The sequence below is a fragment of the Natronocella acetinitrilica genome, from assembly GCF_024170285.1.
GTDB classification, from domain to species: domain Bacteria; phylum Pseudomonadota; class Gammaproteobacteria; order Nitrococcales; family Aquisalimonadaceae; genus Natronocella; species Natronocella acetinitrilica.
Genome location: NZ_JALJXV010000001.1, coordinates 277,407 through 304,172, shown reverse-complemented (window position 1 = coordinate 304,172; position 26,766 = coordinate 277,407). Strand labels below are relative to the sequence as shown.

General features: G+C 64.8%; 25 protein-coding genes. 6 read left to right on the top strand and 19 right to left on the bottom strand.

Annotated features, from left to right (window positions below; genetic code table 11):
• Window positions 1-66: 66 nt before the first annotated feature.
• The 10 genes from etfB to rpsU all read right to left on the bottom strand — a co-directional run bounded on the left by etfB (window position 67) and on the right by rpsU (window position 12,804).
• The gene (gene etfB, locus J2T57_RS01505; RefSeq protein WP_253473167.1) at window positions 67-873 is read right to left on the bottom strand and encodes an electron transfer flavoprotein subunit beta; all 807 of its coding nucleotides are present in this window, start codon (window positions 871-873) and stop codon (window positions 67-69) included.
• A complete protein-coding gene (gene etfA / locus J2T57_RS01500; RefSeq protein WP_253473164.1) occupies window positions 863-2,098 on the bottom strand; it encodes an electron transfer flavoprotein subunit alpha in 1,236 nt (411 codons plus the stop codon). Before etfA ends, etfB begins: the two co-directional genes overlap by 11 nt.
• Window positions 2,095-4,050, bottom strand: a complete 1,956-nt coding sequence (locus tag J2T57_RS01495; protein WP_366519053.1) for a (Fe-S)-binding protein — start codon at window positions 4,048-4,050, stop codon at window positions 2,095-2,097. The genes etfA and J2T57_RS01495 overlap by 4 nt, the downstream gene beginning before the upstream one ends.
• A gap of 2 nt (window positions 4,051-4,052) precedes the next feature.
• The gene (locus J2T57_RS01490) at window positions 4,053-6,119 is read right to left on the bottom strand and encodes an NADH:flavin oxidoreductase (RefSeq protein WP_253473161.1); all 2,067 of its coding nucleotides are present in this window, start codon (window positions 6,117-6,119) and stop codon (window positions 4,053-4,055) included.
• A gap of 336 nt (window positions 6,120-6,455) precedes the next feature.
• Entirely contained in the window at window positions 6,456-7,007 is a 552-nt protein-coding gene (locus J2T57_RS01485) for a 4-vinyl reductase (RefSeq protein ID WP_253473158.1), read from the bottom strand.
• Window positions 7,008-7,168: 161 nt separating this feature from the next.
• Window positions 7,169-8,146, bottom strand: a complete 978-nt coding sequence (locus J2T57_RS01480) for a dipeptidase (protein WP_253473155.1) — start codon at window positions 8,144-8,146, stop codon at window positions 7,169-7,171.
• 200 nt (window positions 8,147-8,346) lie between these two features.
• The gene (gene rpoD / locus J2T57_RS01475; protein WP_253473152.1) at window positions 8,347-10,203 is read right to left on the bottom strand and encodes an RNA polymerase sigma factor RpoD; all 1,857 of its coding nucleotides are present in this window, start codon (window positions 10,201-10,203) and stop codon (window positions 8,347-8,349) included.
• A gap of 91 nt (window positions 10,204-10,294) precedes the next feature.
• Window positions 10,295-12,040, bottom strand: coding sequence for a DNA primase (gene dnaG / locus J2T57_RS01470; RefSeq protein ID WP_253473149.1), 1,746 nt, complete (start codon window positions 12,038-12,040; stop codon window positions 10,295-10,297).
• A gap of 82 nt (window positions 12,041-12,122) precedes the next feature.
• Window positions 12,123-12,575 (bottom strand): GatB/YqeY domain-containing protein, encoded by a 453-nt coding sequence (locus J2T57_RS01465; protein ID WP_253473147.1) that lies wholly within the window; start codon window positions 12,573-12,575, stop codon window positions 12,123-12,125.
• A 13-nt stretch (window positions 12,576-12,588) separates the two neighbouring features.
• Window positions 12,589-12,804: a 30S ribosomal protein S21 gene (gene rpsU / locus J2T57_RS01460; RefSeq protein WP_253473144.1), complete on the bottom strand. Its 216-nt coding sequence runs from the start codon at window positions 12,802-12,804 to the stop codon at window positions 12,589-12,591.
• A gap of 168 nt (window positions 12,805-12,972) precedes the next feature.
• On the opposite strand from rpsU, the gene tsaD reads away from it, so the two are divergent.
• Complete coding sequence (gene tsaD, locus J2T57_RS01455; RefSeq protein WP_253473141.1) at window positions 12,973-13,989, top strand: tRNA (adenosine(37)-N6)-threonylcarbamoyltransferase complex transferase subunit TsaD; 1,017 nt, start codon at window positions 12,973-12,975, stop codon at window positions 13,987-13,989.
• 1 nt (window position 13,990) lies between these two features.
• On the opposite strand, the gene plsY is transcribed toward tsaD, so the two are convergent.
• Window positions 13,991-14,587: a glycerol-3-phosphate 1-O-acyltransferase PlsY gene (plsY, locus tag J2T57_RS01450; RefSeq protein WP_253473138.1), complete on the bottom strand. Its 597-nt coding sequence runs from the start codon at window positions 14,585-14,587 to the stop codon at window positions 13,991-13,993.
• Between the two features lie 115 nt (window positions 14,588-14,702).
• On the opposite strand from plsY, the gene folB reads away from it, so the two are divergent.
• Genes folB through J2T57_RS01430 form a run of 4 tightly spaced genes read left to right on the top strand, consistent with a single transcriptional unit; the run spans window position 14,703 to window position 17,837 of the window.
• Complete coding sequence (gene folB / locus J2T57_RS01445; RefSeq protein WP_253473135.1) at window positions 14,703-15,059, top strand: dihydroneopterin aldolase; 357 nt, start codon at window positions 14,703-14,705, stop codon at window positions 15,057-15,059.
• Window positions 15,056-15,574 carry a 2-amino-4-hydroxy-6-hydroxymethyldihydropteridine diphosphokinase gene (gene folK, locus J2T57_RS01440; RefSeq protein ID WP_253473132.1) on the top strand — a complete coding sequence of 173 codons (519 nt, stop codon included), beginning with the start codon at window positions 15,056-15,058 and terminating at the stop codon, window positions 15,572-15,574. Before folB ends, folK begins: the two co-directional genes overlap by 4 nt.
• On the top strand, window positions 15,567-16,754 hold the full coding sequence (locus J2T57_RS01435) for a class I SAM-dependent methyltransferase (protein WP_253473129.1): 1,188 nt from the start codon (window positions 15,567-15,569) through the stop codon (window positions 16,752-16,754). The genes folK and J2T57_RS01435 overlap by 8 nt, the downstream gene beginning before the upstream one ends.
• 45 nt (window positions 16,755-16,799) lie before the next feature.
• Complete coding sequence (locus tag J2T57_RS01430) at window positions 16,800-17,837, top strand: adenylate/guanylate cyclase domain-containing protein (protein WP_253473126.1); 1,038 nt, start codon at window positions 16,800-16,802, stop codon at window positions 17,835-17,837.
• Here the strand turns inward: J2T57_RS01430 and J2T57_RS01425 are convergent.
• Both J2T57_RS01425 and J2T57_RS01420 read right to left on the bottom strand, forming a co-directional pair.
• Window positions 17,834-19,075 carry a multifunctional CCA addition/repair protein gene (locus J2T57_RS01425; RefSeq protein WP_253473123.1) on the bottom strand — a complete coding sequence of 414 codons (1,242 nt, stop codon included), beginning with the start codon at window positions 19,073-19,075 and terminating at the stop codon, window positions 17,834-17,836. The genes J2T57_RS01430 and J2T57_RS01425 overlap by 4 nt on opposite strands.
• Complete coding sequence (locus tag J2T57_RS01420) at window positions 19,072-20,040, bottom strand: complex I NDUFA9 subunit family protein (RefSeq protein ID WP_253473120.1); 969 nt, start codon at window positions 20,038-20,040, stop codon at window positions 19,072-19,074. The genes J2T57_RS01425 and J2T57_RS01420 overlap by 4 nt, the downstream gene beginning before the upstream one ends.
• A 131-nt stretch (window positions 20,041-20,171) precedes the next feature.
• Here J2T57_RS01420 and J2T57_RS01415 point away from each other — a divergent pair, with 131 nt between their 5' ends.
• A complete protein-coding gene (locus tag J2T57_RS01415) occupies window positions 20,172-20,966 on the top strand; it encodes a sulfite exporter TauE/SafE family protein (protein WP_253473117.1) in 795 nt (264 codons plus the stop codon).
• A 174-nt stretch (window positions 20,967-21,140) separates the two neighbouring features.
• Here J2T57_RS01415 and J2T57_RS01410 read toward each other — a convergent pair whose 3' ends face one another.
• The 6 genes from J2T57_RS01410 to dsbD all read right to left on the bottom strand — a co-directional run bounded on the left by J2T57_RS01410 (window position 21,141) and on the right by dsbD (window position 26,765).
• The gene (locus tag J2T57_RS01410; RefSeq protein ID WP_253473114.1) at window positions 21,141-21,761 is read right to left on the bottom strand and encodes a YfaZ family outer membrane protein; all 621 of its coding nucleotides are present in this window, start codon (window positions 21,759-21,761) and stop codon (window positions 21,141-21,143) included.
• Between the two features lie 142 nt (window positions 21,762-21,903).
• Window positions 21,904-23,247, bottom strand: a complete 1,344-nt coding sequence (accC, locus tag J2T57_RS01405) for an acetyl-CoA carboxylase biotin carboxylase subunit (protein WP_253473111.1) — start codon at window positions 23,245-23,247, stop codon at window positions 21,904-21,906.
• A 14-nt stretch (window positions 23,248-23,261) separates the two neighbouring features.
• Complete coding sequence (accB, locus tag J2T57_RS01400; RefSeq protein ID WP_253473108.1) at window positions 23,262-23,738, bottom strand: acetyl-CoA carboxylase biotin carboxyl carrier protein; 477 nt, start codon at window positions 23,736-23,738, stop codon at window positions 23,262-23,264.
• 40 nt (window positions 23,739-23,778) lie between these two features.
• Window positions 23,779-24,216 (bottom strand): type II 3-dehydroquinate dehydratase, encoded by a 438-nt coding sequence (aroQ, locus tag J2T57_RS01395; RefSeq protein ID WP_253473105.1) that lies wholly within the window; start codon window positions 24,214-24,216, stop codon window positions 23,779-23,781.
• 177 nt (window positions 24,217-24,393) lie between these two features.
• Window positions 24,394-24,918: a TlpA family protein disulfide reductase gene (locus J2T57_RS01390; RefSeq protein ID WP_253473102.1), complete on the bottom strand. Its 525-nt coding sequence runs from the start codon at window positions 24,916-24,918 to the stop codon at window positions 24,394-24,396.
• Window positions 24,915-26,765: a protein-disulfide reductase DsbD gene (dsbD, locus tag J2T57_RS01385; protein WP_253473099.1), complete on the bottom strand. Its 1,851-nt coding sequence runs from the start codon at window positions 26,763-26,765 to the stop codon at window positions 24,915-24,917. Before dsbD ends, J2T57_RS01390 begins: the two co-directional genes overlap by 4 nt.
• Window position 26,766 lies beyond the last annotated feature (1 nt).

Below are 26,766 nucleotides of genomic sequence, written 5' to 3'. Positions count from 1 at the left end.
GGGCCATACCCTCTATGCGGCGGCGCTCGTTTGTTTACAGGCGCTGCAAGACCTCCCCAGGCCTTTTCAGCGTAGTACGCCTTCATCGCGAAGCAACTCAAGAATTGCGTCGGCACCCTGTGCAGGTGAGACGTCCGTCAAAATCCGCCCTCCGGTACCCTCGGCTTTCGCGGCGGCTGCCTTGAAGCGGTCGCGAGCCGACGCTGCGCGGATCATCTTGAGCCTTTTGGGCCGCTTCCGTGCAGGCGTTGTCTCTATCGACGCGTGCATGGTATCGGGCTTTGATGTCACTTCGATGACGTCAAACGTGCCTCGCCGGGCAGGCCCGAAGGCGCTCTGCCGCGGGGACGGTGCCGCCTCGTCCACGGTGACAACGCAGGGCAGCCTGACCCTGAGCCGCCGCCGCTGACCGCGAGGCAGTGCCTGCAGCACGGTGAGCGACTCCGCCGTTACCGATTCGAGCACCGCCACACCGGTGACCAGTGGCCAGCCCATGCACTCTGCCAGCAGGTACGGCAGCAGCCCGGAGCCTTCACCACGCTCGGCATGCATGCCGGTTACCACCATGCACGGGGGGCGGGCCCGCAAATGCTCGAGCAATGCGGGGACGGCATCGGCGTCGTCGGTTTGCTGCAACAACGTCAGCCCAGGCACGCCCATGCCGAGGTACTTGCGTAACGCGGGTTCGGTCTCCTCGTCGAGTCGACCGGCATGGACGACGGTCGGCTCGCAGGTCGCTTCCCGCAGGGTCAGCTCCAGCGCGCGGGCGTCCTGGCTGGCGCGCCGTGGACGGCCCGAGCGGGGATGCAGGCCGAGAGAGACCAGGACGGTCACGGGTATCGCCGGTGTTGTGTGGGGCGTCTCAGGCGGCATCGCTTTGCGCCCCCCGGCGGTAGTGGTCGGCACGCAGGATCAGCGCTGCCAGGATGGCGCCCGCATCGCCGATCACGGAGAGATCCGCCCGCTTGACCATGTCGCAGCCGGGATCGTTGCTGATGGCCACCACCTTGTCGCAGGTCTGGATGCCCTGCAGGTGCTGGACCGCCCCGGAAATGCCAACGGCGATGTACACGCGGGCGCTGACCCAGGTGCCGCTGGCGCCCACCTGGCGATCCCGGGGCATGTGGCCGTCGTCCACGGCGACCCGGGATGCCCCTTCCGTAGCCCCCAGAACCCGGGCGAGGGCATGGAACTGCTCCCAGTCCTGTACACCGTTGCCGCCGGAGAGGACGAACTCGGCTTCTGCCAGGGGGATGGCCGCCGGATCAACCGCGACCAAGCCCAGGTCTTCCAGCCGCGCGTAGGCGCTGACAGATTCCTGATTCAAATGCACTGGCTCGGCAGCATGGTTGGTGTCCAGCACGGGGTCGGCGCACTCTTCGGCGGCCAGCAGGATACGCGGACAGGGCCCGCGCAGGTCCAGCTGCCCGCTACCGGTGCGTTGCATGCACTGGCCATCCACCACCTGCCATACCCGGGTGGCGGGGCGCTCACGCAAGCGCGCGGCCAGGCGTCGACCCAGTTCACCGCCTCCGAGTCTGGAGTCCGGTAGCAGCCAATGCCGGGGTTGATAGTGACGCTCCACCGCCGCGAGGGCGGTAAGCCGTGCTTCTGGCGCATAGCCCTGTTCCCGCTCGCCATCCATATGCAGCAGGCGATCCACGCCGGCATCGCCAAACCCGGCTTCCCTTGGCTGGCCGAAGACCACGGCCAGTACGGCGTGACTGTCGCCGGCCAGTTGCCGGGCCAGGCCGAGTACATCGCGGTCGTGGCTTGAGAGTCGGCCGCCGGGCAGATCCGGCACCACGGCGATCACCGGCGCATCTGACGGTATGGCAACCACTCGGCGCTGGTACTCGGGGCTGACGGCGGTGCCTTGCCCCGCGCGCGCACCCTGTTGCGTGCCGCTGCGGTCGATGCGGCGCAGGCCGTTGGCACCGATAAAGCCAACCGCGTGGGGGTCGCGACGTAACACGCCGCCCGGGCTCATCCAGCAATCGGGGTGAGCGGTCTCATCCATGGAGCCGGTATGTTCGGGGTGCAGCCGATTACGGGCGATCCACTCCCGGCGAGGGTCGCGGCGAATGGTCCTGTTCATGCCAGCAATTCCTCCTGCTCGCGACGTGGCCGGGTGCGTGCGGCATCCACTGCGGGCAGGCAGTCCGCCACCAGTTCGGCGATATCCCGAACCTCAGGGCGGGGTTCCACAACGCCTTCCAGCATGGTGGTGCAACCGGGGCATGCCACGGCCACCACTTGAGCGCCGCTGTCGCGGGCGTCGGTCATGCGCATGTCCGGAATGCGCTGCTTGCCGGGAATGTCGGTGATGGGCGCGCCGCCGCCACCGCCGCAGCAGCGGGAGCGGAAACGGCTGCGCTGCATCTCCTGCACGTCCACACCGATGGCAGCGAGTACGGCCCGGGGGGCATCGTATTCGCGGTTGTAGCGCCCCAGGTAACAGGGGTCGTGGTAGGTAACGCCGCTTTCTCCGGATTGGCTGAGCCGCAACCGCCCCGCCTCCAGCAGTTCCTGGATGTAGCCGGTGTGGTGGCTCACCGTGTAGTGGCCGCCCAAGGCGGGATATTCGTTGCGCAGCACATGCAGGCTGTGGGGGTCGCAGGTCACGATGCGCTGGAAGTGGTAGCGGCCCAGGGTGGCGATGTTCTGCCTCGCCAGCTCCTGGAAGGTAGCCTCGTCGCCGAGGCGGCGGGCGACGTCGCCGCTGTCCCGCTCCTCCACGCCAAGCACGGCGAAGTCCACGTCGGCGGCGCGGAGGATCTTCACTAGCGCCCGCAGGGTGCGCTGATTGCGCAGGTCGAAGGCGCCATCACCGAGCCACAGCAGCACCTCGGCGGCACCGCGCTCGCCGATGCATGGCAGGTTCTGGTCGGCGGCCCAGTGCATACGCGCTTCCGGTGTATAGCCTCCCGGGTTGTCGGTACTGGCCAGGTTTTCCAGTACCTCCGCACCCTTGTTCGGCGTCGCGCCATGCTCCAGGGTGAGATGGCGCCGCATGTCGATGATGGCGTCCACGTGCTCGATCATCATCGGGCACTCTTCCACGCAGGCGCGGCAGGTTGTGCAGGACCACAGCGTGTCCGGTTCCAGTAAACCGCCATTGGCCATGTCGAAAATAGGTTTGCCGGGGCCGCCGGAATGCTGACCGACCGCGACGCCCGGGTAGGAGCTGCCCCGATAGCCGGCGTCGCTGCCGCCGGTCATGCCCACCACCAGGTCCTGCACCAGTTTTTTTGGGTTCAGGGGCTGACCGGCGGCAAAGGCAGGGCAGGCCGCCTCGCAGCGCCCGCACTGCACACAGGCATCGAAGCCGAGTAGCTGCGTCCAGGTGAAGTCTGCCGGCCGGCCCACGCCGAGGGGCGCATCCGTGGCTGTCAAATCCAGCGGCCTGATCGCTGTGGAATGACCGCCGCCAAAGCGCTCCGGACGGCGGTGAAAGGCCAGATGGGCGGCGCCGGCAAAGGCGTGCTTCATGGGCCCGCCCCAGGTCATCCCCACAAACAGTTCCGTGAGCCCCCAGGCCACCACCAGAAACAGCAGGCCCGCCACCAACCAGCCGCCGACTGCAGGGGAAACAACACCCGCTGCCGGCAGGGTGAGGAGGAAAAAGCCCAGGGAAAAGGCCAGCAGACTGGCCGGCAGCCGCATCCATGGGCCGCGAGAAAGTCTTGCGGGTGGATTGCGGCGGCGCAGGGCTACGAACACGGCGCCTGCCGCCATGGTGGCGGTGGCAGCCAGCAGTGCCCAGCCAAGCAGCCGTGCTTCAAGCCCCAGTCCGAATACCAGGACAACCAGTAGTGCCGCGGCGACGAAGCCACCGGCGGTGGCGACGTGGCTGTTGGCGATATAGCGGTCCCGCGCCACCACGTGATGGAGATCCACCAGGTAGCGCCGGGGCAGTGCCAGCAGGCCGCCCACCACGTCCACGGCTTCCGGCCGACCCTGACGCCATAGCCGCACGCGCCGCCATGCACCGATCAGCGCCAGGGCAATAGCCGCCAGCACCAGCAATGAAAGGGCGCCGGCGAGCACGGTCAGAAATCCTTGCAGATGCGTAGCGCATCGTAGATGGCGGCGTGGATGTTGCGCGGTGCCGCGCAGTCGCCGATGCGAAACAGGGCGAAGCCGCCACCGTCCCCCGCCTCAAGGCAGGGCTGCGGCCGGGCGGCGTAGAGCGCCTCCAGGTCTACTTGCCCGTGGTTGCGTGACTGGGCCTTCAATGCGTAGTAGAGCGCCTCATCGGGGCGCACGCCGTTTTCCACCACGATCTGGTCCACCACCCGCTCCTCGTGACCGCCGGTGTACTCGTTTTCCAGCACGGCGATGAGCTTCTGCCCCTCACGGTAGACGCTGTGCAGGGCCAGGTCCGGCGTCATGATCACCTGCTTTTCGTAAAGACTGCGGTAGAAGGTGGGGAAGGTGGTGCCGCCCACGGCGGCGCCGGGCTTGATGTCATCGGTGACGATTTCCACCTTTGCACCCTTGGCGGCCAGGTAATCGGCAGCGGACACCCCGGCGAACTCGCAGATGCTGTCGTAGACCAGCACATTGTCGGCGGGCGCGCTGCGGCCACTGAGTACGTCCCAGGTACTGACCACCAGTCCTTCCTCGGCACCCCAGGCCGGCACCTGGGACAGGAACGGTTGGCCGCCGGTGGCGAGGATCACCACATCAGGCTGCAGGTCGTGGATAAGCGCCTCGGTGCCGGGTGTCTCGAAGCGCAGGTCCACCTTGAGTCGCTCCAGTTCCAGCTGGTACCAGCGGGTGATTCCGGCGATCTGGTCGCGCTGCGGTGCCTGGGCGGCAAGGCTGATCTGCCCGCCCAGTCGGTCACTCATTTCCAGCAGGATGACGTGATGGCCCCGCTCCGCGGCGACTCGCGCCGCCTCCAGCCCGCCGGGGCCGCCGCCTACTACCACCACGCGGCGCGCCGTGGCGCTGCTCTTGACCACGATGTGGGGCAGCCCCATGTATTCCCGGGAGGTAGCGGCGTTCTGCACGCAGAGTACGTCCAGCCCCTGGTACTGCCGGTCGATGCAGTAGTTGGCGCCGACGCACTGGCGTATGCGGTCCACCTGGCCGTCGCGCACCTTGTTGACGAAGTGGGGGTCGGCGATCTGTGCCCGGGTCATGCCCACCAGGTCGACATAGCCGCCTTCCAGAATACGGTTGGCCTGGTTGGGGTCCTTGATGTTCTGGGCGTGGATCACCGGGACGTTCACTACCTCCTTGATGCCGGCCGCCAGATGCAGGAAGGGCTCCGGTGGGTAGCTCATGTTGGGGATGACGTTGGCAAGCGTATTGTGGGTATCGCAGCCGGAGCCCACCACGCCGAAGTAGTCCACCTTGCCTGTGGCGTCGTAGTAGGCGGCGATCTGCTTCATGTCGTCGTGGGTGAGGCCGTCCGGGTGGAACTCGTCGCCGCAGATGCGCATGCCCACCACGAAGTCGTCACCCACTTCGGCCCGCACGGCGTTGAGCACCTCCATGCCGAAACGCATGCGGTTCTCGAAGCTGCCGCCCCACTGATCATTGCGCTTGTTGACCCGGGGGCTCCAGAACTGGTCGATCAGGTGCTGGTGGACGCAGGAGAGTTCCACCCCGTCCAGCCCGCCTTCCTTGACCCGCCGCGCGGCCTGGGCAAAGTCGCCGATGATGCGCTGGATTTCTTCTTCTTCGATGGTCTTGCAGGTAGACCGGTGCACCGGCTCGCGGATGCCCGAGGGGGACAGCAGTTGCGGCCAGTCGTGACCGTCCCAGCGGGAGCGGCGACCCATGTGGGTGATCTGGATGAGTATCCTGCCGCCGTGCCGGTGCACTGCCTCGGAGAGGTTCTGCAAGTGCGGGATCACAGCGTCGGTGGCCAGGTTTACCGAGCTCCACCAGGCCTGGGGGCTGTCGATGGAGACGGGCGACGACCCCCCACAGATACACAAGCCGCAACCGCCCTTGGCTTTTTCCTCGTAGTAGCGCACGTAGCGCTCCGTGGTCATGCCGCCATCGGTGGCGTATACCTCGGCATGGGCGGTGCTCACCACCCGGTTGCGGATGGTGAGCTTGCCGATGTCGATGGGCTGGAACAGGGCGTCGAACTGGCTCATGTCAGGCTCCGTGGCGCGGTCGCGTGGCGGCTTCGATCGGGGTGGTGATGGGCCGGCGGGTGTTGCTGTTGCGGACACGCCGTAAACCCATCCATGGGGGCTCGACAGCGGCATCCCTGCCGCTGACGGTCCGCAACAGCAACACCCGCCGGCCCATCGCCACCCAGCGCGTGCGCAGGCCGTCTCGGTTGGCAGCCTTTTGTGAGGGGGTGGCGTGTCTCCCATGGACCGTCAGCGGCAGGGACGCCGCTGTCGAGCCTACACGGACGTATTCACGGCGAGTCCATGGGAGACATGCCATCCCCTCACAAAAGGCCTTGCACCAAACCTTCGCCGTCATGTCATCGCCTCCCGTGGCCGCACCCGGAAAAGCCCCGTGTCGCAGCCGGGCTCGGCGGCGCTGCGGACCTGCTCGGACACGGTACGCAGCGGGCTACCCTGGGCCGCGAGGATCTGGTCCATGGCACCGGCGAACCAGCCGGTGAACATGTAGTCCACCTTGCGGCCCGCCTTGCCGTACTCGTAGACGAAGGCACTGTGGCGCAGGCAGATCTCGGCGCTACCGGAATCGAGATCGATGTGCTCGATCTCGAAGAGGCCCCAGCCACGCTGGGAGAGGCGCTTCATGTAGTGGGCAAATACGGCTACGCCCTCCAGGCCGTGCAGGGCCGCTTCCTTCTCACACCAGTGCCAGGCCGACTTGTAGCCAGCGTCGTAAAGAATGTCGGCGTAGTGCTCCGGCCCCAGGGCCTCTTCCACGGCCTTGTGGTTGTTAATGAAAAAGTGCCGCGGCACATACAGCATGGGCAGCGCGTCGGTGGTCCAGACACCGGTCTCGCTATCGACGGTGATGGGCAATTCTGGGGGGTGGGTGGTCATCATCTTCATCTCTCAGTCGAAGCCGACGGCTGCGGGCACCACGGGTTGCAGGTTCTTCGGGGGAACGGGTTGCGGACCGTCAGCGGCAGGGATGCCGCTGTCGAGCCCCCATGGATGGGTTCACGGCGTGTCCGCAATCCGTTCACCCGAAGAACCCGCCCCCCGGTCCATCACTCGCCCCAGACGTCGCGCAGGACCCTCACCCAGTTCTCGCCCATGACCTTGCGCGTCACCCGCTCGCTCATGCCCCGGCGCATCAGCGCCTCGGTGAGGTTGGGGAAGTCGCCGATGGTGCGAATACCCTTGGGGTTGATGATTTCGCCAAAGCGGGTGAGGCGGCGGGCGTAGCCCTTGTCATGGGTCAGCCACTCGAAGAACTGGGCGTCCTGCCCCTGGGTGAAATCGGTGCCGATGCCGACGCTGTCCTCGCCGGCGATATCCATCACGTACTCGATGGCCTCGCAGTAGTCGTCGATGGTGGAATTGACGCCGTTCTTCAGGAACGGGGTGAACATGGTCACGCCGATGAAGCCGCCGTGCTCGGCGATAAAGCGCAGTTCCTCGTCGGACTTGTTGCGGGGATGCTCCTTGAGCCCGGAGGGCAGGCAGTGGGAGTAGCAGACCGGTTTTTTCGACTCCAGGATCACTTCCTCGGACGTCTTCGAGCCCACGTGGGAGAGGTCGCACATGACGCCGACGCGGTTCATCTCGGCGACGATCTCCCGGCCGAAGCCGGAGAGCCCACCGTCGCGCTCGTAGCAGCCGGTGCCCACCAGGTTCTGGGTGTTGTAGCAGAGTTGCACGATGCCCACGCCGAGCTGCTTGAAGATCTCCACGTAACCGATCTGGTCTTCGTAGGCATGGGCGTTCTGAAAGCCCAGGAGTATGCCGGTGCGGCCTTCTTCCTTGGCGGCGACGATATCCCGGGTGCTGCGCACCGGGCGAACCAGGTCGGCGTTGTCCCGGAGCAGGCCATTGACCATGACGATGTTGTCGACGGTGGCCTGGAAGTCCTCCCACACCGAGACGGTGCAATTGGCGGCGGTGATGCCGCCGCGGCGCATGTCTTCGAACAGGTCACGACCCCATTTGGCAATGATCAGACCGTCGACGACGATGGCGGTATCGTGGATGGATTGCGTGCTCATGCTGGCCCCCGGCTGCGCCGTTTGTGGCTGCGTCAGGCTGCGGCCTGACAACTGCGGCTAGGATAGCGACGGCACTGAAGGGGGGAGCGCGGAAAAGCGACAGCGAGGATTCAGAAAGCGTCATGCCGCAGGGAAACAGACCTCGCACAGCAAAAAGGCGCCCGCAGGCGCCTTTTCGGGGAGGTGTCGAGCCGTGCTGCCTACTCGTCGAGGAAGCTGCGCAACGACTCCGACCGGGTGGGGTGGCGCAGCTTGCGCAGGGCCTTGGCCTCGATCTGCCGGATGCGCTCGCGGGTGACGTCGAACTGCTTGCCCACCTCTTCCAGGGTGTGGTCGGTGTTCATGTCGATGCCAAAGCGCATCCGCAGTACCTTGGCTTCCCGCGGGGTGAGCCCGCCAAGTACGCCGCGTACCGCTTCCTTCAGGCCTTCACGGGTGGCGGAATCCACCGGTGACATGACCATCAGGTCCTCGATGAAGTCGCCCAGGTGGCTGTCCTCGTCGTCGCCAATGGGCGTCTCCATGGAGATCGGCTCCTTGGCGATCTTGAGTACCTTGCGCACCTTGTCCTCGGGCATGTCCATGCGCTCGGCCAGTTCTTCCGGCGTGGCTTCCCGACCCATTTCCTGCAGCATCTGCCGGGAAATGCGGTTCAGCTTGTTGATGGTCTCGATCATGTGCACCGGAATACGGATGGTGCGGGCCTGGTCCGCGATGGAGCGGGTGATGGCCTGCCGGATCCACCAGGTGGCGTAGGTCGAGAACTTGTAGCCGCGACGGTATTCGAACTTGTCCACGGCCTTCATCAGGCCGATGTTGCCCTCCTGGATCAGGTCCAGGAACTGCAGGCCACGGTTCGTGTACTTCTTGGCGATGGAGATCACCAGCCGCAGGTTGGCCTCGACCATTTCCTTTTTTGCCCGCCGTGCCTTGGCCTCGCCAATGGACATCTTGCGGTTGATTTCCTTGATCTCGGCGATGTTCAGGCCGGTGCGATCCTGCAAGGACGCCAGCTGATCCTGCGCGTAGCGCACCCGCTCGCGCTGCTCGCCCAACTTGTCGGCGTAGGATTCGCCACCCTTCGCCAGGCCTTCGAACCACTCGGTGTTGGCCTCGTTGCCGGGGAAGACCTTCAGGAACGTCTTGCGCGGCATGCCGGCCTTCTTGACGCAGGCCTCCATGACCGTGCGTTCCTGGCGGCGAATCCCCTCGACCGCCCGCCGCAACTGACCCACCAGGCCCTCGAGCACGCGCGGTGTGAGCTTCATGCTCAGGAACAGCGTCGCCATCTCGGCGCGCAGTTCCTTCACCTGCTTGCTGCTGCCGCCATGCTTGGCGAGCATGTCCTGGGTTTCGTCATAGAGTTCCTGCATCCGCAGGAAGACTTCCCGTGCCTGTTCCGGATCCGGCCCGGTATCTGGCGACGGCGTGTCGTCATCATCGTCATCGCTGTCGCTATCGCTGTCGTCATCCGACGATGCGTTGGCGGACTGGTTGTTGTTGTCGTTGTTGTCGTTGTTGCCGGCGGCTCCATCGCCTTCGGAGAGATCGCGGAAGCTGGCGACCAGGTCGCTGAGTCGCATCTCCTCGTTCTCGGCGCGGGCATACTCGCCAAGCAGCAGTTGGGCGGATTCGGGATACGCGGCCAGGGCGGTTACAACCTGGTCCAGGCCCTCCTCGATGCGCTTGGCAAGGTGGATCTCGCCTTCACGGGTCAGCAACTCCACCGTTCCCATCTCGCGCATGTACATGCGCACCGGGTCGGTGGTGCGGCCGAATTCGGCATCAACTGCAGCCAGGGCGGCCGCGGCCTCCTCGGCAGCATCCTCGTCGTCGGTGGTCACCGCCGAGTCGTTGAGCAGGAGAGAATCGGAATCGGGCGCAACTTCATGGACGGTGATGCCCATGTCGTTGATCATCCCGATGATATCCTCGATCTGTTCCGGATCGACGATATCGTCGGGCAGGTGATCGTTCACTTCGGCATAGGTCAGGAACCCCTGCTCTTTGCCTTTGGCGATCAATTGTTTAATCTGTGACTGTTGGTCTTGATTCATACCGCTCTACCTGAGAGGCCGGTGAATGGCGACTGGCCGGTTTCAAAGAACCGGCCATTATAGTGCCTGCGCGCTGCTTTTCCAGCGCCGGTCATCTGGACATGCCCTTCGCCTTTAGCAGGGCAAGCCATTCCTGATGCTCTTCGGGGGTCAGATTCCCCTTTTCCAATTGACCCTGTAAGTATTGCAAGCGCTGGCGTGCAAGCAATGTTTCCAGGTGTTCCATGGCCCCGACGAACTCTGCTTCGACCCCGTCGCTTGGCGTCATATGATCCCAAGTGGCCAGTTTCCAGAGCGCTGCCTCATGGGGGGAATCGCGGAAACGCTCGAGCAACGCACCTGAACTCAGATGGGGCTCCTGCTGCAGGATTTCAATGATTTCCGCCAACAGATCCGCCCCGGGTAATGACAGTTGCGCGACCAGTTCCGGAGGCAAGGCACTCTCGGCCAGTGTAGGTCGTTCCAGCAGTAATGCCACCGCCACCCGAATCAATGTGCGCCGCTGCGTCTTGACCCTGGCCGGCCGGGCGGGCGCCTTTTCCGCTGGTGTGGTGGGCTTGTCGCCAGCCATGACCGCCTCCACATGGGCGCGGTCGACCTTTGCCAGACTGGATAGCTCATCGATCATCAGATCGCGAAACACGCCGGGTGGAATGCGCGCAATCAGCGGTGCCGCCGTCTCGGCAATGCGCGCCCGGCCATCCATGCTCTTGAGGTCCGATTCCCCGGCCAGTTCCCTGAACAGGAACTCTGACAGCGGCAGCGCGTCGCCGAGCAGCTCGACGAACGCGTCGCGACTGTGCCGAACCAGGCTGTCCGGATCCTCGCCGTCGGGAAGGAACAGAAAGCGTGCCTGGCGCCGGTCGCGCATGGCTGGCAGGGCGCTTTCCAGGGCTCGCCAAGCCGCCTGACGGCCGGCACGGTCACCATCGAAACAGAACACGACATCGGTGGTGGTCTGAAACAGACGTTCCACGTGCTGCGTGCTGGTAGCCGTCCCCAGGGTTGCCACCGCGTTCCGAAAATCGTGCTGTGCCAACGCAACCACGTCCATATAGCCTTCGACAACCAGAATATCGGCGGGTTTGCGCTGGGCTTGAAGGCACTCATGCAGGCCGTAGAGCTCGCGGCCCTTGTGAAAAACCGGGGTCTCCGGCGAGTTCAGGTACTTGGGCTCGCCGTTGTCGAGCACGCGGCCACCGAAAGCGATGACCCTGCCGCGACGATCCCGGATCGGAAACATGATCCGGTCGCGGAATCGATCGTACTGGCCGCCATTGTCGCGGCTGATGAGCATGCCCGATTTGTGCAGCGGGCCAGCCAGATGCTCCAGCGACTTGAGGAGGTTATCCCAGCCCGGAGGCGCAAAACCGATGCCGTAGTCTGCGGCGATTTCGCCACTGAGTCCCCGGCCGCGCAGATAGTCGATGGCTCTCTGCCGCTGTGGATGGCGGCGCAGCCAATTGCGGTAGAGCTTGTCTGCCTCTGCCAGGGCGTCGTAGAGATCGCCACTGTCATGCGCCTCCCGCGGTCGGGCCTCCCGGGGAATCTCCATGCCCAGCTGCCGCGCCAGCACTTCCACCGCCTCGGGAAATTCGAGTCGGTCGTACTCCATCAGGAAGCGCAGCGCGGTCCCGTTGGCCCCGCATCCGAAGCAGTGATAGAACTGCTTGCTGGGGCTGACGGTAAACGAGGGGGTCTTTTCCGAGTGGAACGGGCAGAGTGCCTGATAGTTGGCACCGGCCTTCTTGAGGTCCAGCCGGCTCCCGATGACATCCACGATGTCGCTACGCGCGATCAGTTCATCTATGAATGGTTGCGGGATGAGGCCAGCCATCGACACCCCCTTCAGATGGGCGAGTCTGTACACACTGCCTCATGGGCAGACAGCGACGCCGGGCGATAGATTGCTGCGAGCGTCAGCTCAGGCGCTGCTTGACGCGACCGCTGGCCGCACCCATGTCGGCGCGACCCTGCAGCTTCGGCCGGAGAACGGCCATCACCTTGCCCATGTCGCGCACTGAATCAGCACCGGTTTCCTGCAGCGCTTCTTCAATGAGTGCGTTGATTTCGTCGTCGCTCAGGGGCTGGGGCAGGAATTCCTGGATGATGACGATTTCGGCCTGTTCTTTCTCCGCAAGATCACTGCGGCTGGCCTGCTCGTACTGGGCGATGGATTCCTGGCGCTGCTTGACCTGCTTGCTCAGGAGGGCCACGACGTCATCGTCGGATAGCTCGATTCGCTCGTCCACTTCCCGCTGCTTGATGGCGGCAGTCAGCAGTCGCAGGGTACCCAGGCGCTGTTTCTCGCCCGCGCGCATGGCCTGCTTGACCGCTTCGAGTATGCGGCCCTTGAGCGACTCGTTGCTCATGCCGACGCTCGACTCAGTAAAGTCGTTCGCGGCGTTGCTGCTCGCGGGACAGGCGCTTCATGTGACGCTTGACGGCAGCCGCCTGCTTGCGCTTGCGCACCTGGGTCGGCTTCTCGTAGTGTTCGCGACGACGAATCTCGGAGAGAACGCCGGCCTTTTCACAGGACCGCTTGAAGCGGCGCAGCGCGACTTCGAAGTGCTCGTTTTCCCGTACCTTGACGCTCGGCATGCAGCTAATCACCTTCCTGACTGAGTGTGTCACCCGCAATAGCGGTTGTAGACTGTGGGCGCGATATTCTAGCGATGCGCCTGCCCCAATACAAGCGCGAGGTGCCCGGCGGACTGCGCGCCGGTTACACTTATGCGCTCTTTTAATTATCCAGGAGACTTTTCGACCATGCGTGTGCTTGGCATCGAGACGTCATGCGACGAGACCGGGGTGGCGATCTATTGCACCCGGGAGGGCCTGCTGGCGCACGCCGTGCATAGCCAGGTGGCGCTGCATGCCCGCTATGGGGGCGTAGTCCCTGAGTTGGCGTCCCGTGATCATGTGCGCAAGCTCGCACCCATGATCAACGGCGTGCTTGCCGATGCCGGGCTGGATCGCCGGCAACTGGATGGAGTGGCCTATACCCGCGGGCCCGGCCTGGTCGGGGCGCTTTTGGTTGGCGCCGGGGTGGCCCGCTCGCTTGCCTGGGGCCTGGATATACCCGCGCTTGGCGTGCACCACATGGAAGCGCATCTGCTGGCGCCCATGCTGGAGGCGCGGAAACCCGCGTATCCGTTTGTTGCACTGCTGGTGTCAGGCGGCCACACCATGCTGGTACTGGTCGCGGGCCTGGGCCGTTATCGCCTGCTGGGCCAGTCGGTTGACGATGCCGCCGGGGAAGCCTTCGACAAGACAGCGAAGCTGTTGCAACTGCCTTATCCGGGCGGGCCGGCGCTGGAGCGTCTTGCCCGGGACGGTGATCCGACGCGATTCCGCTTTCCGCGGCCCATGACCGATCGCCCAGGGCTTGATCTCAGCTTCAGCGGGCTCAAGACCTATACCCGCAATACCGTCCTGCGAGAAGGAGACGATGCTGCCGCCGATATCGCCCGGGCGTTTCAGGATGCCGTCGTGGATACGCTGGCCATCAAGTGTCGCCGGGCGCTGGAGCAGACCGGCGTGAAGGGCCTTGTGGTGTCGGGAGGCGTGGGCGCCAACCGTGCCCTGCGCGAGCGACTCGGCGAGGTTGCCGCCCAGGCGGGCGCAGAGACCTATTACCCGCGGTTCGAACTGTGCACCGACAACGGCGCCATGGTAGCCCATGCCGGCGCCCTGCGGCTCGAGGCGGGGGAGCAATCCGGGCCGGCATTTGACGTGGTGGCGCGCTGGCCGCTTGAGACACTGGAGCCGCCGGTCGCCGCCTGATTCAGCTCTTGGGAGTGCCGATCTTGCCCTCGGTGCCGTTGAGCAGGTTGCGAATGTTGCTCCGGTGGCGCCAGTAGGTCAGTGCCGTGATGGCAGCCATGCCCAGTACCAGGGCAGTGGGTGCCCCGAAGAGCACCATGTAGATGGGGGCCAGCAGGAAACTGGTGAGCGCTGCCAGGGATGAGAAGCGGAACAGGAACGCGACGATCAGCCAGGTGGCACCGGTGGCCAGCAGCCCGAGCCAGGACCAGGCCAGCAGTACCCCGAGTCCGGTGGCAACGCCCTTGCCTCCCTTGAAGCCGAAGAACACCGGATACAGGTGGCCGAGAAAGGCTGCCAGGCCACACAAAGCCATGGTTTCCGGGCTCCGGCCGGCAACAGCGGCCAGCACCACCGGCAGTGTCCCCTTCAGAAAATCCCCTGCCAGGGTCAGCGCCGCCGGTTTTTTGCCACTCATCCGCAGCACATTGGTCGCGCCCGGGTTCCCGGAACCCTGCTGGCGTGGATCCGGTAGCCCCATCATCTTGCAGACCACCACGGCGGTGGAGATGGAGCCGACCAGGTAGGCGGTGATCAGCAGCACAATATCGATAAGCATGGGCGTATTGAACGGGGCCGATCCCGACGGGTCAAGGCGCGGCGTTGTGGTCGGCTGGCCGGATGCTTCCATCGACGGGTATGATCGCGCCACTGGGCGGCTTAGGGAGACACCCATGGATACCGTGTTCATCCGCGCGCTCGGCGTCGAGTCGATCATCGGCGTACACGCCTGGGAGCGCCGGCTGAAACAGCGGCTGACCATCGATCTGGATCTGGCGTGGAATACGGCAGCCGCCGCGGCCGACGATGATCTGTCCGAAGCCCTGGATTACGCTGCCGTAGCGGCCCGGGTGCAGTCCCTGGCTGCCGCGGAGAGCTGCCACCTGCTGGAGACGCTGGCCGAGCGGATGGCTGACACGTTGCGCGAGGAGTTCGGCGTAGCCTGGCTGCGCCTGCGCGTCAGCAAGCCCGGCGCGGTTGCCGGCGCCGCTGCAGTGGGCGTCGTCATTGAGCGGGGCCAGCCTGGATGAGTGTTGTCCGCGTCTACCTGAGCATTGGCAGCAATGTGGAGCCCACGCACAATGTGCGCTCGGCGGTTGCGGCGCTGCGCTCGGATTTCGGCCAGCTCATCGTGTCCCCGGTTTACCGCAATCCCGCTGTCGGCTTCTCCGGCGATGATTTCCTGAATCTGGTGGTAGGGCTCGATACCGAGCTGACGCCACTGGACCTCGCCGAGCGCCTGCGCGCCCTGGAGGATGCCCATGGCCGTCTCCGCCAGGGGCCGAAATTTGCCTCCCGGACCCTGGATATCGACATCCTGACCTACGGGGACGCCGTCCTGCGTCTGGGGCGACTGGTGATTCCGAGAGACGAAATCCTCCGCTATGCCTTCGTGCTGCGGCCGCTGGCGGATATTGCCGGTGACGACGTTCATCCGGAAACCGGACAGCACTACCGGGCCCTGTGGCGCGAGTGTGAGGTGGCCTGGGGTTACCCACCCATGGAAACGGTGCAGCTGGCACTGGCGGATGGTGGCGATGACTGATCCCTTCAGCCTGCCCGAGGGGTTTCCTGCGCCGGATCCCGACGCGCTTGCGATCAGCCGGGACCTGGTTGCCCATCAGCAGCAGCAGATCGACGCCGGCGGCGGCTGGCTGGCCTTCGATGCCTGGATGGAAACCGCGCTCTACACCCCCGGGCTTGGCTATTACGCTGCCGGTGCAACGAAGTTCGGCGCTGCCGGTGATTTCATCACTTCGCCCATGGTGTCACCATTGTTCGCCTGGACGCTGGCGGCCGAAGCGCGGCGCCTGCTCCGGCAGGGCGGAGACACGATTCTCGAGTTCGGCCCTGGGGATGGCCTCCTGGCGCGAGATCTGTTGCAGGAATTGCATCGCCTGGATGCCTTGCCGGCGCGCTATCTGCTCCTGGAGCGCAGTGCCGATCTGCGGGACCGCCAGGCGGCGACGCTCGCGACGCTGCCGTTGGAGGTGCGACGCCGGGTGAGCTGGCTTGACCGTCTGCCGGACGAGCCGATCAGGGGCCTGGTGCTGGCCAATGAGGTTGCCGATGCCCTGCCGGTGAAACGCTTTCGCCGCGAAACGGATGGCGTGGTCGAATTGGGGGTGGTTCGCGACGGTGACGGTTTCCAATGGCAAGGCAGGGCAACCCCCGCCGCCAACACCGTCGTCGACACACTGGAGCGGGAAGCCGGAGACCGTTTTCCCGCGGGATACGAGTCCGAATGGTGCCCCCAATTGCCGCCGTGGGTTGCATCCATTGCCGAAGTGCTTGATTTTGGTGCCGCATTATTGGTCGACTATGGCTATCCGCGTGGCGAGTACTATCTGGCCGAGCGCCGCCGTGGCACGCTGCGATGCCACTATCGACATCGGGCCCATGACGACCCGTTCATGCTGCCCGGCCTGCAGGACATCACTGCCCACGTGGATTTCACGGCTGCTGCCGAAGCGGCGGTGTCGGCCGGCGCCGAGCTGCTGGGGTTTGCCACCCAGGCGCATTATCTGATGGGTGCCGGTGTGACCGACATCCTGCAGGCGCGGATGGCGCAGGAGCCGGCTCGGCAGCTGGAACTGGCGCAGCAGGCGAAGACGCTGCTGTTGCCAGGCGAGATGGGTGAGCGGTTTCGGGTGCTTGGTTTTGCCAAAGGCGGCGATCCGGGACTGACAGGCTTTTCAACGTATAATCATGTCAACCGACTATGACAGTGGCGTCGGGTATACGGTCGCAGGTGGGGGGAAACCGACAGGGTGGTTGATCGACACATACTGCTGGTGGATGACGATCCCGCTTCCGTTGCCGAGATTCGTGGCGATCTGGAGCCGGCGGGGCTCGGCATCGTGCCCTGTGGTGATCTTCAGGCCGCGCAGCGGCTGCTGCGCACCCAGCAGGTGGATGGTTTCATCGTCGCCCAGCGTGATGAACAGGCTGCTATTGCTACCTGCGAGGCGCTGCGCGGTGAGCCGGGCTACTACATGTCGCCCCTGCTTTGCGTCACCGCAAGTGAGAATCGGGATCTGTGGAAGGCGGCATTTCGCGTTGGCTGTGACGATGTGCTGAGGCGCCCCCTGGAGATGGTTGTCCTCCAGGCCCGGCTATTCAATCTGCTGGAGAAGGCCGAGTACGCCCGCGAGCTTGAGCGGGTGCGGGCCAACCTGGCCCGTTACGTATCGCCAAGGCTGCGACAGTTGCTGCAGCGGGCGCAGCCCGATGGTGGCCTGCCCGCGCCGCAGGAGCAGGAGGTCTGCATCCTGTTTTCGGACATCCGTGGCTTTACGGCCCTGTCCCGGACGATTCCCGCCGATGTGCTGTTCGCCACTGTCAGCCGCCACCTTGGCCTGCAGGTGGAAGCTGTCTACGCCCATGGCGGCTACGTGGACAAGTTCGGTGGTGACGGGATCATGGCCGTGTTCGACAGCGCGGAGATGGTCGGTAATGCATGCGCCTGTGCTCTGGACATCATGCAGACCAACCAGGAATTACAGGCAACCGGTGCCGACATGGCGGTGCCCATGGGGATTGGCATTCATGTGGGGCCGGTGGTGGCCGGCAATATCGGCACCGGCGAGCATCTCGATTACACCGTGATCGGCAACACTGTGAACCTGGCGGCCCGACTCTGCGGCTACGCGCGACCCATGGATATCGTGGTGTCCGATGCGGTGCGCCAGAGGCTGGATACCCACCCGGAACTGTCCTGTATCGATCCCAGGAAGGCCGAAATACGCGGGCTGAGTGGCGCTATTACGCTTTATCGGCTCGCCGGCCGCGAAGCGGAGAAAGTCTAGAGTTGCGCGCTGATGGCTTTCGTGCGGGCCGCCGAGACCGCTTGTGCGATGGCCTTTCCTTTCAGTCCCTGGGCGGCGAATTCGGCCCCGCCGATACCTGCTGCCACGGCGTGGCACCGCTCTAGCAGCGGCCTTTGCGGGTAATCCCGATCCTCCAGCCCGGTCCTTCCCCGTGCATCGGCCTCGCAGGCCAGCAGGAATTTCCGAAACCGCTCGGGGCGGCGAAACGCATCGGTGCGTTCAAGCAGGGACAGTACGGTCTCCGGGCGCAGTTCCCGCGCCTGATGGCAGAGCAGATGATAGCGGCTGGTGATCACCGCCAGCTCGCGATGATCATTGGGGACGCGATAGCGCTCGCAGACCTGGCGAACCAGCTTCACGCCCCGTTGCTCGTGGCCGATGTGGCGCGGCCATTGCTCTTGCGGCGTGGTCCCCTTGCCCAGATCGTGCAATAACGCCGCGAAACGGACTTCGTTGTCGTCGGTCAGACGTGCCGCCTGCTCCAGCACCATCAAGGTGTGCACCCCCGTGTCGATTTCCGGGTGGTGCTTCTCCGGTTGCGGAATGCCGAACAGGCGATCAATCTCCGGCAGCAACCTGGCCAGCGCGCCGCAGTCACGCAGCACCTGGATGAACACCGCCGGTGCCGCCTCGCCCAGTGCCTTGCTCCATTCCTGCCAGACCCGTTCCGGGACCAGGGCATCCACCTCGCCGGCTTCCACCATCTCTCGGCATAGCGCCATGGTGTCCTCGGCAGGCGCGAAGCCCAGTGGTGCGTAACGCGCCGCGAAACGCGCCAGACGCAGGATCCGCACCGGGTCTTCCCGAAAGGCTTCGGAAACGTGGCGCAGTTGGCGTGACCTGAGGTCGGCCATGCCGTTGAAGGGGTCGACCAGCTCTCCCTCGGGGGTCTCGGCCATGGCGTTGACGGTAAGGTCACGCCGACCCAGATCCTGTTCCAGTGTTACATCCGGTGCGGCGTGGACCGTGAAGCCGTGATAGCCGGGAGCCGTCTTGCGCTCCGTGCGGGCCAGTGCGAATTCCTCATGGGTTTGCGGATGCAGGAAAACCGGAAAATCCTTGCCCACCGGCCGGAACCCCCGGCGCTCCATGTCCTCAGGTGTTGCGCCCACAACCACCCAGTCGCGCTCGGTGACCGGGCGGTCCAGAAGACGGTCGCGGACGGCACCGCCCACCAGGTAGACCTCGAGGCCCGCGATGGCGGCGTCCCGGCTCATCGTCGTGCCAGGCGGCGGTATCCGTCATAGTCGCCGCGGTGACCCCGACCACCCCCGGACAGATAGCCTGGCACCACGGCCTCCACCGCCGTCGGATGAATACCCAGGGCGGGCAGTGCATTGTGGTCCGAGATGTTATCCACGGTCGCCGACAGGTAGTTGTCCATGGAAAACGGCTTGGTGGGCACCATTCCCATGACCCGCGCCTGCAATCGCGACATCCAGTCCGGGCAGGGAATGATCTTGCGCCGTAGCCCGGCCACGGTTGCGACATAGCGCACCAGTTCAAGCAAGGTGTAGCGTTGCGGCCCCACCAGGTCGAGGGATTTGCCGAAGGTGGTCTCGTTGGTGAGGCTGCGCACAAAGGCTTCGGCCACGTCGCCGACGAACACCGGCTGGAAGCGGGCGTAGGGCGTGGGCAGCGGGAACGCGCCGGGCGCGATTCGCAGCAGCCCGGCGAAGCGATTGAAAAAGCTGTCTTCCGGGCCGAATACCACGGACGGGCGGAACACGGTGACATCAAGCTCCGGGCTCTGGGCCGACAGCACGAGGCGTTCGGCCTCGCCCTTGGTGCGCTGGTAGTGGCTTGGACCGTTGTCGGCATCCGCCCCCAGGGCGCCCATATGCACATAGCGGCGGATGCCGGCCCGGGCGCAGGCGCGAAGCACGATTTCCGTCAGTTCCACGTGGGCGCGGCGGAAGCCGCTGCCATCGGAGCCCTTTTCATTGAGAATGCCAACCAGGTTGATCACCGCATCCGCCCCGGCCAACAGCCTGGTCAGGGCATCCTCGTTGTAGACGTCCGCCTCGATCAGCTCGAGCCGGGGAATAATCAGCAGGTGGCGGCTGCGCTCGCGTCGGCGCGTGGCCACGCGGGCTGCGATGTTGTGTTCCAGCAGGCGGTTTGCCAGGTTGCGGCCGATGAAACCGCTGCCGCCGAGTATGCAGACTCTCTCCATGCGCATGGAAGTTAACCTATCGTCGTACTGTGAATCAGGCGCCCATTGTAAGCGATGAGATTGAAATAACAGTATGATGCCCGCGGCAGGCGAAGGAGACGCCGTCCAATCGCAGTCTGTGCTTCGGGGGTAGATCCTTGCAAATCGAATCCATCCTGCCTTACCTGGTACTGGGTACGGTATCCGGCTTGTTGTCGGGCCTGTTCGGGATCGGAGGTGGTGTGGTTATCGTGCCGATCCTGCTGATCCTCTATACCGCCATCGGCGTGGATCAGGCCGTGATGATGCAGCTGGCCGTGGGCAGTTCACTGGCTGTCATTTCCATAACCGCCGTCTCCTCGGTGCGCGCGCACGCCCGTTACGGCAACGTGGAATGGGGGGCCATGGGGCGGCTGGCGCCGGGTATCGTGGCCGGCGCCCTGCTGGGTGCCGTGGTTGCGGCGCAATTGTCATTCGCCGCATTCCGGATCGGTTTCGCGATTTTCCTTCTGCTACTGGCCGTACAGATCATCCTGCAGTTCAAGCCGAAGAAGACGGCGCCCATGCCGGGTCTGCCCGGCATGTTCGGAGTTGGTGCGGCGATCGGTGTCCTGTCCTCCCTGGTCGGAATCGGTGGCGGCGCCATGACCGTGCCTTTCCTTGCACGCTGTGGCCTCGAGATGCGCCGTGCCGTTGGCACGGCCGCCGCCTGTGGCTTGCCCATCGCCATTGCCGGCATGGTCGGTTTTCTGCTGACGGGCTGGGGACGCGCCGAGCTACCTGCCTGGTCCACCGGTTTCATCTATTGGCCGGCAGTATTCTGGGTTGGGCTGGCAGGCTTCGTGATCGCGCCGCTGGGGGCAAAACTGGCGCAGACCCTGCCTCAGAAGGTGTTGCGGATGCTGTTTGCGGCCTTCCTGGTGTTCGTCGCGGTCAATATGCTGTTGCGCTGATCCTGATGGGCGGTTGGCTCTGTCGGGTGGGGGATGGGGCTTTCTCTGCGGGACACGCCGTAAATACGTCCCTGTAGGCTCGACAGCGGCGTCCATGCCGCTGACGGTCCCGCAGAGAAAGCCCCATCCCCCACCCGACAGAGCCAACCGCAAGGCACCTTGGAGGGTGCCGGATCAGAAGCGGAGGCGGATGCCGGCGTGGAAGCCGTCGTCGATCCGCACGTCCCGATATTCTCTGGATTTGACCTTGATCTGCCGATAGCCGACAAACGCGTGGGCGCCGCGAATGATCTCCGCTTCGAAGCGCACCATGCCCTCGGTCATCCGATCGGCGTCACCGGACGTGGTGATGTTGGGGGAAGCATGGCCCTGAAACGTCACGGCCATGGGGATCTGCGCCGGAATACCGATGCCGATGGAGCCGCCGAGCGCCAGTGCAAAGACGGATTCGTCCGGCCGCTCCAGTGACGCACCCCAGAGTCGGGTGCCGACTCCGAAGGTAAAGGGCTGCCAGCGGCCTTCCGCCCGATTGTTCACTTGCAGGAAGAGCGTCCCCAGCAAGTCGCGCTCGTCGTTGTAGAGCGCACCGCCCCCTACCTGCACGCCCTGGTCGCCGCTGCGGGCGGTCTGGCTGGAAACAAGCCCTTCGAACATTTCATCGCTCAACGCGATTTCCAGTTCGACGGATTGTGCGGCTGGTGCGGCAAGCAGCGCCGCCGCCAGGGTGGCGGCGGCAAGTCGGCGATAGGTGCCTTGGGTCAGGCGGCGCTGGATCGGTGCCGGGCATGGCAACATTCTGCATCTCCCATTGATTCTGATGGGCCCGGTCGCAGCGCGTCAGCAACGGCTCCTGGTGCCGGGATGGCGCTATTACACGGGCTCGGGAGCGTCAAGACAAGACGTCGTCACCGCGAGACAGGCCGAACCAATGGAGCACCTACTGCTGCGACAGTTTGTGCTCCAGATAATGAATGTTGGTGCCGCCCTTCTGGAAGTTGGGGTCGGCGAGAATATCCTGGTGCAGGGTGATGTTGGTCTTGATGCCCTCGATGACGATCTCGGAGAGCGCCGTGCGCATGCGCGCAATGGCGGACTCCCTGGTGTCGCCGAAGGCAATGACCTTGCCGATCATCGAGTCGTAGTAGGGCGGCACGGCATACCCGGAATAAATGTGCGAATCCACGCGAATGCCCGGGCCGCCGGGCGCGTGGTACTGGGTGATCTTGCCGGGAGACGGAATGAACTTGCGCGGGTCCTCGGCGTTGATGCGGCACTCGATTGCGTGACCGCGCAGGCGGATGTCCTCCTGGCGGTAGGCCAGAGGCTCGCCGCCGGCAACGTTGATCTGTTCCTTCACCAGATCCACGCCGGTCACCATTTCCGTGACCGGATGCTCCACCTGAATGCGGGTGTTCATCTCGATGAAATAGAATTCCCCGTCCTCGTACAGAAACTCGAAAGTCCCCGCGCCCCGATAGTTGATCTTCCGGCAGGCTTCGGCGCAGCGGTTGCCGATGAAATTGCGCTGCTCCTCGGTAATGCCGGGAGCCGGGCTTTCCTCGATCACCTTCTGGTGTCGGCGCTGCATGGAGCAGTCGCGTTCTCCCAGATGAATGGCGTCGCCGTGAGTATCGGCCAGCACCTGGATCTCCACATGTCGTGGATTGACCAGGAACTTCTCCATGTACACGGTGGCGTTCCCGAAGGCATTACGGGCCTCGTTGCGGGTCACCGAGATGGCACCGAGCAGATCGGCTTCCTTGTGCACTACCCGCATGCCGCGGCCGCCGCCGCCGCCGGCTGCCTTGATGATCACCGGGTAGCCGATTTCCCGCGCCAGAAAGAGATTGCGCGCCTCGTCGTCGTCCAGCGGGCCGTCGGAGCCGGGCACACAGGGGATGCCGGAATCCTTCATGGCCTTGATGGCGGAGACCTTGTCGCCCATCAGGCGGATCGTGTCCGCGCGCGGCCCGATGAAGGTAAAGCCGCTGCGCTCCACTCGCTCGGCAAAGTCGGCATTCTCGGAGAGGAAGCCGTAGCCGGGGTGGATGGCGTCGGCTGCGGTGACTTCGGCCGCGCTGATGATAGCGGGGATGTTGAGATAGCTCTCGGCGGAGCTGGCCGAGCCGATACAGACGGTTTCGTCGGCCAGGCGTACGTGTTTGAGGTCCCGGTCTGCCGTGGAGTGGACGGCCACGGTGCGGATACCGAGTTCCCGGCAGGCGCGGAGGATACGCAGGGCGATTTCCCCGCGATTGGCGATGAGTACCTTTTCCAGCATCGGCGATTGATTCCTTACTGGACGACGAATAGCGGCTGGTCGAATTCGACGGGCAGGCCGTCCTCGAGCAGGATGGCCGATACCACACCGTCCTTGTCGGATTCGATCTGGTTGAGCATCTTCATGGCCTCGACGATACAGAGCGTGTCACCGACCTTGACGTGCTGGCCGACCTCCACGAAGGGTTTGGCGCCGGGGTTCGGCGCCCGGTAGAAGGTGCCGACCATTGGCGAGCGCACCTGGTGACCTTCAGGCACCGACGGGCTCTCGTCAGCCTTGGCAGTGTCCGGCGCGGGGTTCGGGTTGTGCTGTGCCATGGGCGCAGGTGCCGGCCCCGGTTGATACTGCGGATACTGGGGCGCCGAGGCGTAGACCGTCTGGCTGCCGCCGCGACTGATGCGGACGGATTCCTCGCCTTCCTTGATCTCGATTTCGTTGACGCCGGACTCTTCGAGTAACTCGATGAGTCTCTTGATCTTGCGGATATCCATGGTTTATTCCCGTTATTCCCGGATCGCGTTCTTTAATGGCTCAATTCAAGTGCTCAATGGCTGCCCGCAGCGCCAGTTCGTAGCCCAGGGGGCCGAGGCCGCAGATCACGCCGATGGCCACATCCGACAGATAGGAATGATGGCGAAAAGGCTCTCGGGCATGCACGTTGGACAAATGCACTTCAATGAAAGGTTTGTCGATAGCGGTCAATGCATCACGCAGCGCGACGCTGGTATGGGTAAACGCCGCCGGGTTGATGATGATGAACGCCGTGCCGTCTGTGCGTGCGGCATGCACGCGCTCAATCAGGTCTGCTTCGCTGTTGTACTGCTCTGCAGTCAGCCGCACGCCAAGGTCTGCGGCGAGGGATCCCAGAGACAGATTGATATCGCCGAGCGTCTTGTTGCCGTAGACGCCTGGCTCTCTGGTGCCTAGCAGGTTGAGATTCGGCCCGTGCAGGACGAGTACCGTGCCCATTGCTGTTCCCGACGCTGATTGGTCGTGGTGTTTCCCTGACCGTGGGGCGGATTGTGGATGAAGCCCTATTGGATGTCCACCGATAGCGGCTTTTTCGACGGATTTCGCCGCAAATTTGTGAGCCAGGTCCGTCGCGTGCCTGCATGATGCGAGCCTGTGAACAGGTGCAGTTTCTCGCTACAGATGGCGGCGGATTGCTGGCTCGATGTCATCGCGGCTGACCTCGCCGAAAAAGCGTTCGACGATGCGGCCGTCGCGATTGATGATGACGGTGTAGGGAAGCAGGCCATCACTGTTGCCGTACAGGTCGCTCACGGCCATGGCATCGGCCACGCCCAGCATCGTTGGGTAGGCCAGCTCGATTTCCTCTGCGAAGGCGCGGGCGTCGTCCAGACGGTCAAGCGCGACACCAACAAACTGCAGGCCCTGTTCGCCATATTCTTCCTGCAAGGCATTGAACAGGGGAATTTCCTTCACGCAGGGTGGGCACCAGCTGGCCCAGAAGTTCAGCGCGATGACGTCGCCGTCCCAGTCGCCGATACTCAGCGGGTTGCCTTCCAGGTCCGGCAGGGTGAAGTCGGGGCGCATGTCGGCCTGGGTTGACTGCCACGCATACCAGCCGCCCACCCCTGCACCGAGCCCGAGCACCGCGGCAAGAGCAAGAAAAAGGACCGTGGTACGCCCGGTCTGGTGCAAGGTCACAGCTGATCCTCCGTGGGTTCGGCCTGGAGTGTCCGTCGGGCGACGGCGACGAATTCCTCGGGGCCAAGGAAACCCACCACGCGCTCATCTCGGTGCTCGTTGCCCTGGCCATCAACGAAGATCACGGCGGGCGGCAGAAAAACATCGAGGTAGCGCAACAATTCGCGGTCGCGCTGGCCCATGCGGGTGACGTCCACCTTCACCGGGATGGCTCCCTCGACCGCCTGCAGCACCGCCGGGTCGCGGAAGGTATCCTGATCGAGTTGCACGCAGTAGACACACCAGTCGGCATAGACGTCGATCATCACCGGGCGGTTGGCGGCGCTGGCGCGCTGCAGCAGGTCTTCCAGTTCTTCGGCGCTGTCCACCGATTCCCACGCCACGGTGGGGCGATCCGCCATGCCGGGGTTGGTCAGCGGCGCCAGTGGCTGCAGCACGCTGGTGCCGCCCGCCGCCGCGCCAACCAGCAGCAACACGGCCCAGACACCCGCGGCTCCGGCAACGGCCTGGCGGCTGCGGTGCAGCCACAGCCGGCCACCCAGGTTGCCTGCGAATGCCAGCCAGATCGCCGCTGCGCTGATGAGTGCCGCCCACAGGGCCAGCACCACGGGGGCGGGCAGGAATCGGGACGTCATCCAGAGGGCAACGCCGAGGAACACGAAGCCGAAGGCCTGCTTCATGCGTACCATCCACGGTCCGCCCCGGGGCAGCCAGCGGCCGAAGGCGGTGCCCACCAGCAGCAAGGGCACGCCCATGCCGTTGGCCATGGCGAACAGTGCCGCGCCGCCGAGCCAGGCGTCGCCGGTGTTGCTGATGAATACCAAGGCGGCGATCAGCGCCGGACCGGAGCAGGCGCCAACAATCAGCGCCGAGAGCACGCCCATGACGCCGGCGCCGGCAAAGCTGCCACCGCGCTGCCCGCCCGCCGTGGCGAGCCGTGACTGCAGCGCGCCTGGCATCTGCACGTTGTAGAGCCCGAACATGGCCAGCGCCATGAGCACGAAGATCGCCGCGAAGCCGCCCAGCACCCAGGGGCTTTGCAATTGTGCCTGGATGGCCGAGCCGGTCAGGCCGGCGGCGGCCCCGGCCAGCGCGTAGGTGATGGCGGTAGCCTGCACGAACACCAGGGACAGCAGGAAGGCACGGCCGCTGGAGCGCCGGGCGTCGCCGGCCACCAGGCCGGAGAGGATTGGAATGAGCGGATACATGCAGGCGGTGAACGACAGTGCGATGCCGGCAATAAAGAAGGCACCAAGGATGGCCCAGACGTTGCCGCCGGCCAGCATGGACTCCAGGCCGCCCCCGGCCGCACCGCCATTGCCGGGTGGGCCGCCGCCGGCAAGGCCGCTGCTGGTGCCGCCACTGCTCAGCTCGAAGCTGGCCTGCATGGGCGGGTAGCACAATCCGGAATCGGCGCAGCCCTGGAAACCCGCGGTGAGAACGTCGTTGCCGGAGATCGGCCGCTCCAGTTGCAGGTAGACCTCCAGCGGGCCGTAGTAGACCTCCATCATGCCGAAGTTGGGGTCATCCACCATGCGACCGTCGGGCACCTCGTAGCCGACGATCCCGTTGCCCTCGACATCGAAGCTGAGACGGTCCAAGTAGAGGTAGTAGCCATCGGCCGTGTCCCAGCGGGCAATGACGACGTCGTCTGCCACCACCTCGAAGGAGGCCGGGAAAGCCTGCTCCGGTGGAATCAGGCCGTCGTTGCCGCCGCCGCCGAAAAAGCGCGCCAGGACGCCGCCCCGCTGTTCCCCCGGCACGGCGCCGACGGTCTCCTGCGCCGGGGTTGTCGGCGCGACCAGCAACAGGGCCGTCAGAACGAGGGTGAGCAAGCGATAGGCCATT

Coding starts and splice junctions, on each gene's coding strand:
- etfB (WP_253473167.1), bottom strand. CDS start 873: ATGCCGCCTGAGACGCCCCACACAACACCGGCGATACCCGTGACCGTC.
- etfA (WP_253473164.1), bottom strand. CDS start 2,098: ATGAACAGGACCATTCGCCGCGACCCTCGCCGGGAGTGGATCGCCCGT.
- J2T57_RS01490 (WP_253473161.1), bottom strand. CDS start 6,119: ATGAGCCAGTTCGACGCCCTGTTCCAGCCCATCGACATCGGCAAGCTC.
- J2T57_RS01485 (WP_253473158.1), bottom strand. CDS start 7,007: ATGAAGATGATGACCACCCACCCCCCAGAATTGCCCATCACCGTCGAT.
- J2T57_RS01480 (WP_253473155.1), bottom strand. CDS start 8,146: ATGAGCACGCAATCCATCCACGATACCGCCATCGTCGTCGACGGTCTG.
- rpoD (WP_253473152.1), bottom strand. CDS start 10,203: ATGAATCAAGACCAACAGTCACAGATTAAACAATTGATCGCCAAAGGC.
- dnaG (WP_253473149.1), bottom strand. CDS start 12,040: ATGGCTGGCCTCATCCCGCAACCATTCATAGATGAACTGATCGCGCGT.
- J2T57_RS01465 (WP_253473147.1), bottom strand. CDS start 12,575: ATGAGCAACGAGTCGCTCAAGGGCCGCATACTCGAAGCGGTCAAGCAG.
- rpsU (WP_253473144.1), bottom strand. CDS start 12,804: ATGCCGAGCGTCAAGGTACGGGAAAACGAGCACTTCGAAGTCGCGCTG.
- tsaD (WP_253473141.1), top strand. CDS start 12,973: ATGCGTGTGCTTGGCATCGAGACGTCATGCGACGAGACCGGGGTGGCG.
- plsY (WP_253473138.1), bottom strand. CDS start 14,587: ATGCTTATCGATATTGTGCTGCTGATCACCGCCTACCTGGTCGGCTCC.
- folB (WP_253473135.1), top strand. CDS start 14,703: ATGGATACCGTGTTCATCCGCGCGCTCGGCGTCGAGTCGATCATCGGC.
- folK (WP_253473132.1), top strand. CDS start 15,056: ATGAGTGTTGTCCGCGTCTACCTGAGCATTGGCAGCAATGTGGAGCCC.
- J2T57_RS01435 (WP_253473129.1), top strand. CDS start 15,567: ATGACTGATCCCTTCAGCCTGCCCGAGGGGTTTCCTGCGCCGGATCCC.
- J2T57_RS01425 (WP_253473123.1), bottom strand. CDS start 19,075: ATGAGCCGGGACGCCGCCATCGCGGGCCTCGAGGTCTACCTGGTGGGC.
- J2T57_RS01420 (WP_253473120.1), bottom strand. CDS start 20,040: ATGCGCATGGAGAGAGTCTGCATACTCGGCGGCAGCGGTTTCATCGGC.
- J2T57_RS01410 (WP_253473114.1), bottom strand. CDS start 21,761: ATGTTGCCATGCCCGGCACCGATCCAGCGCCGCCTGACCCAAGGCACC.
- accC (WP_253473111.1), bottom strand. CDS start 23,247: ATGCTGGAAAAGGTACTCATCGCCAATCGCGGGGAAATCGCCCTGCGT.
- accB (WP_253473108.1), bottom strand. CDS start 23,738: ATGGATATCCGCAAGATCAAGAGACTCATCGAGTTACTCGAAGAGTCC.
- aroQ (WP_253473105.1), bottom strand. CDS start 24,216: ATGGGCACGGTACTCGTCCTGCACGGGCCGAATCTCAACCTGCTAGGC.
- dsbD (WP_253473099.1), bottom strand. CDS start 26,765: ATGGCCTATCGCTTGCTCACCCTCGTTCTGACGGCCCTGTTGCTGGTC.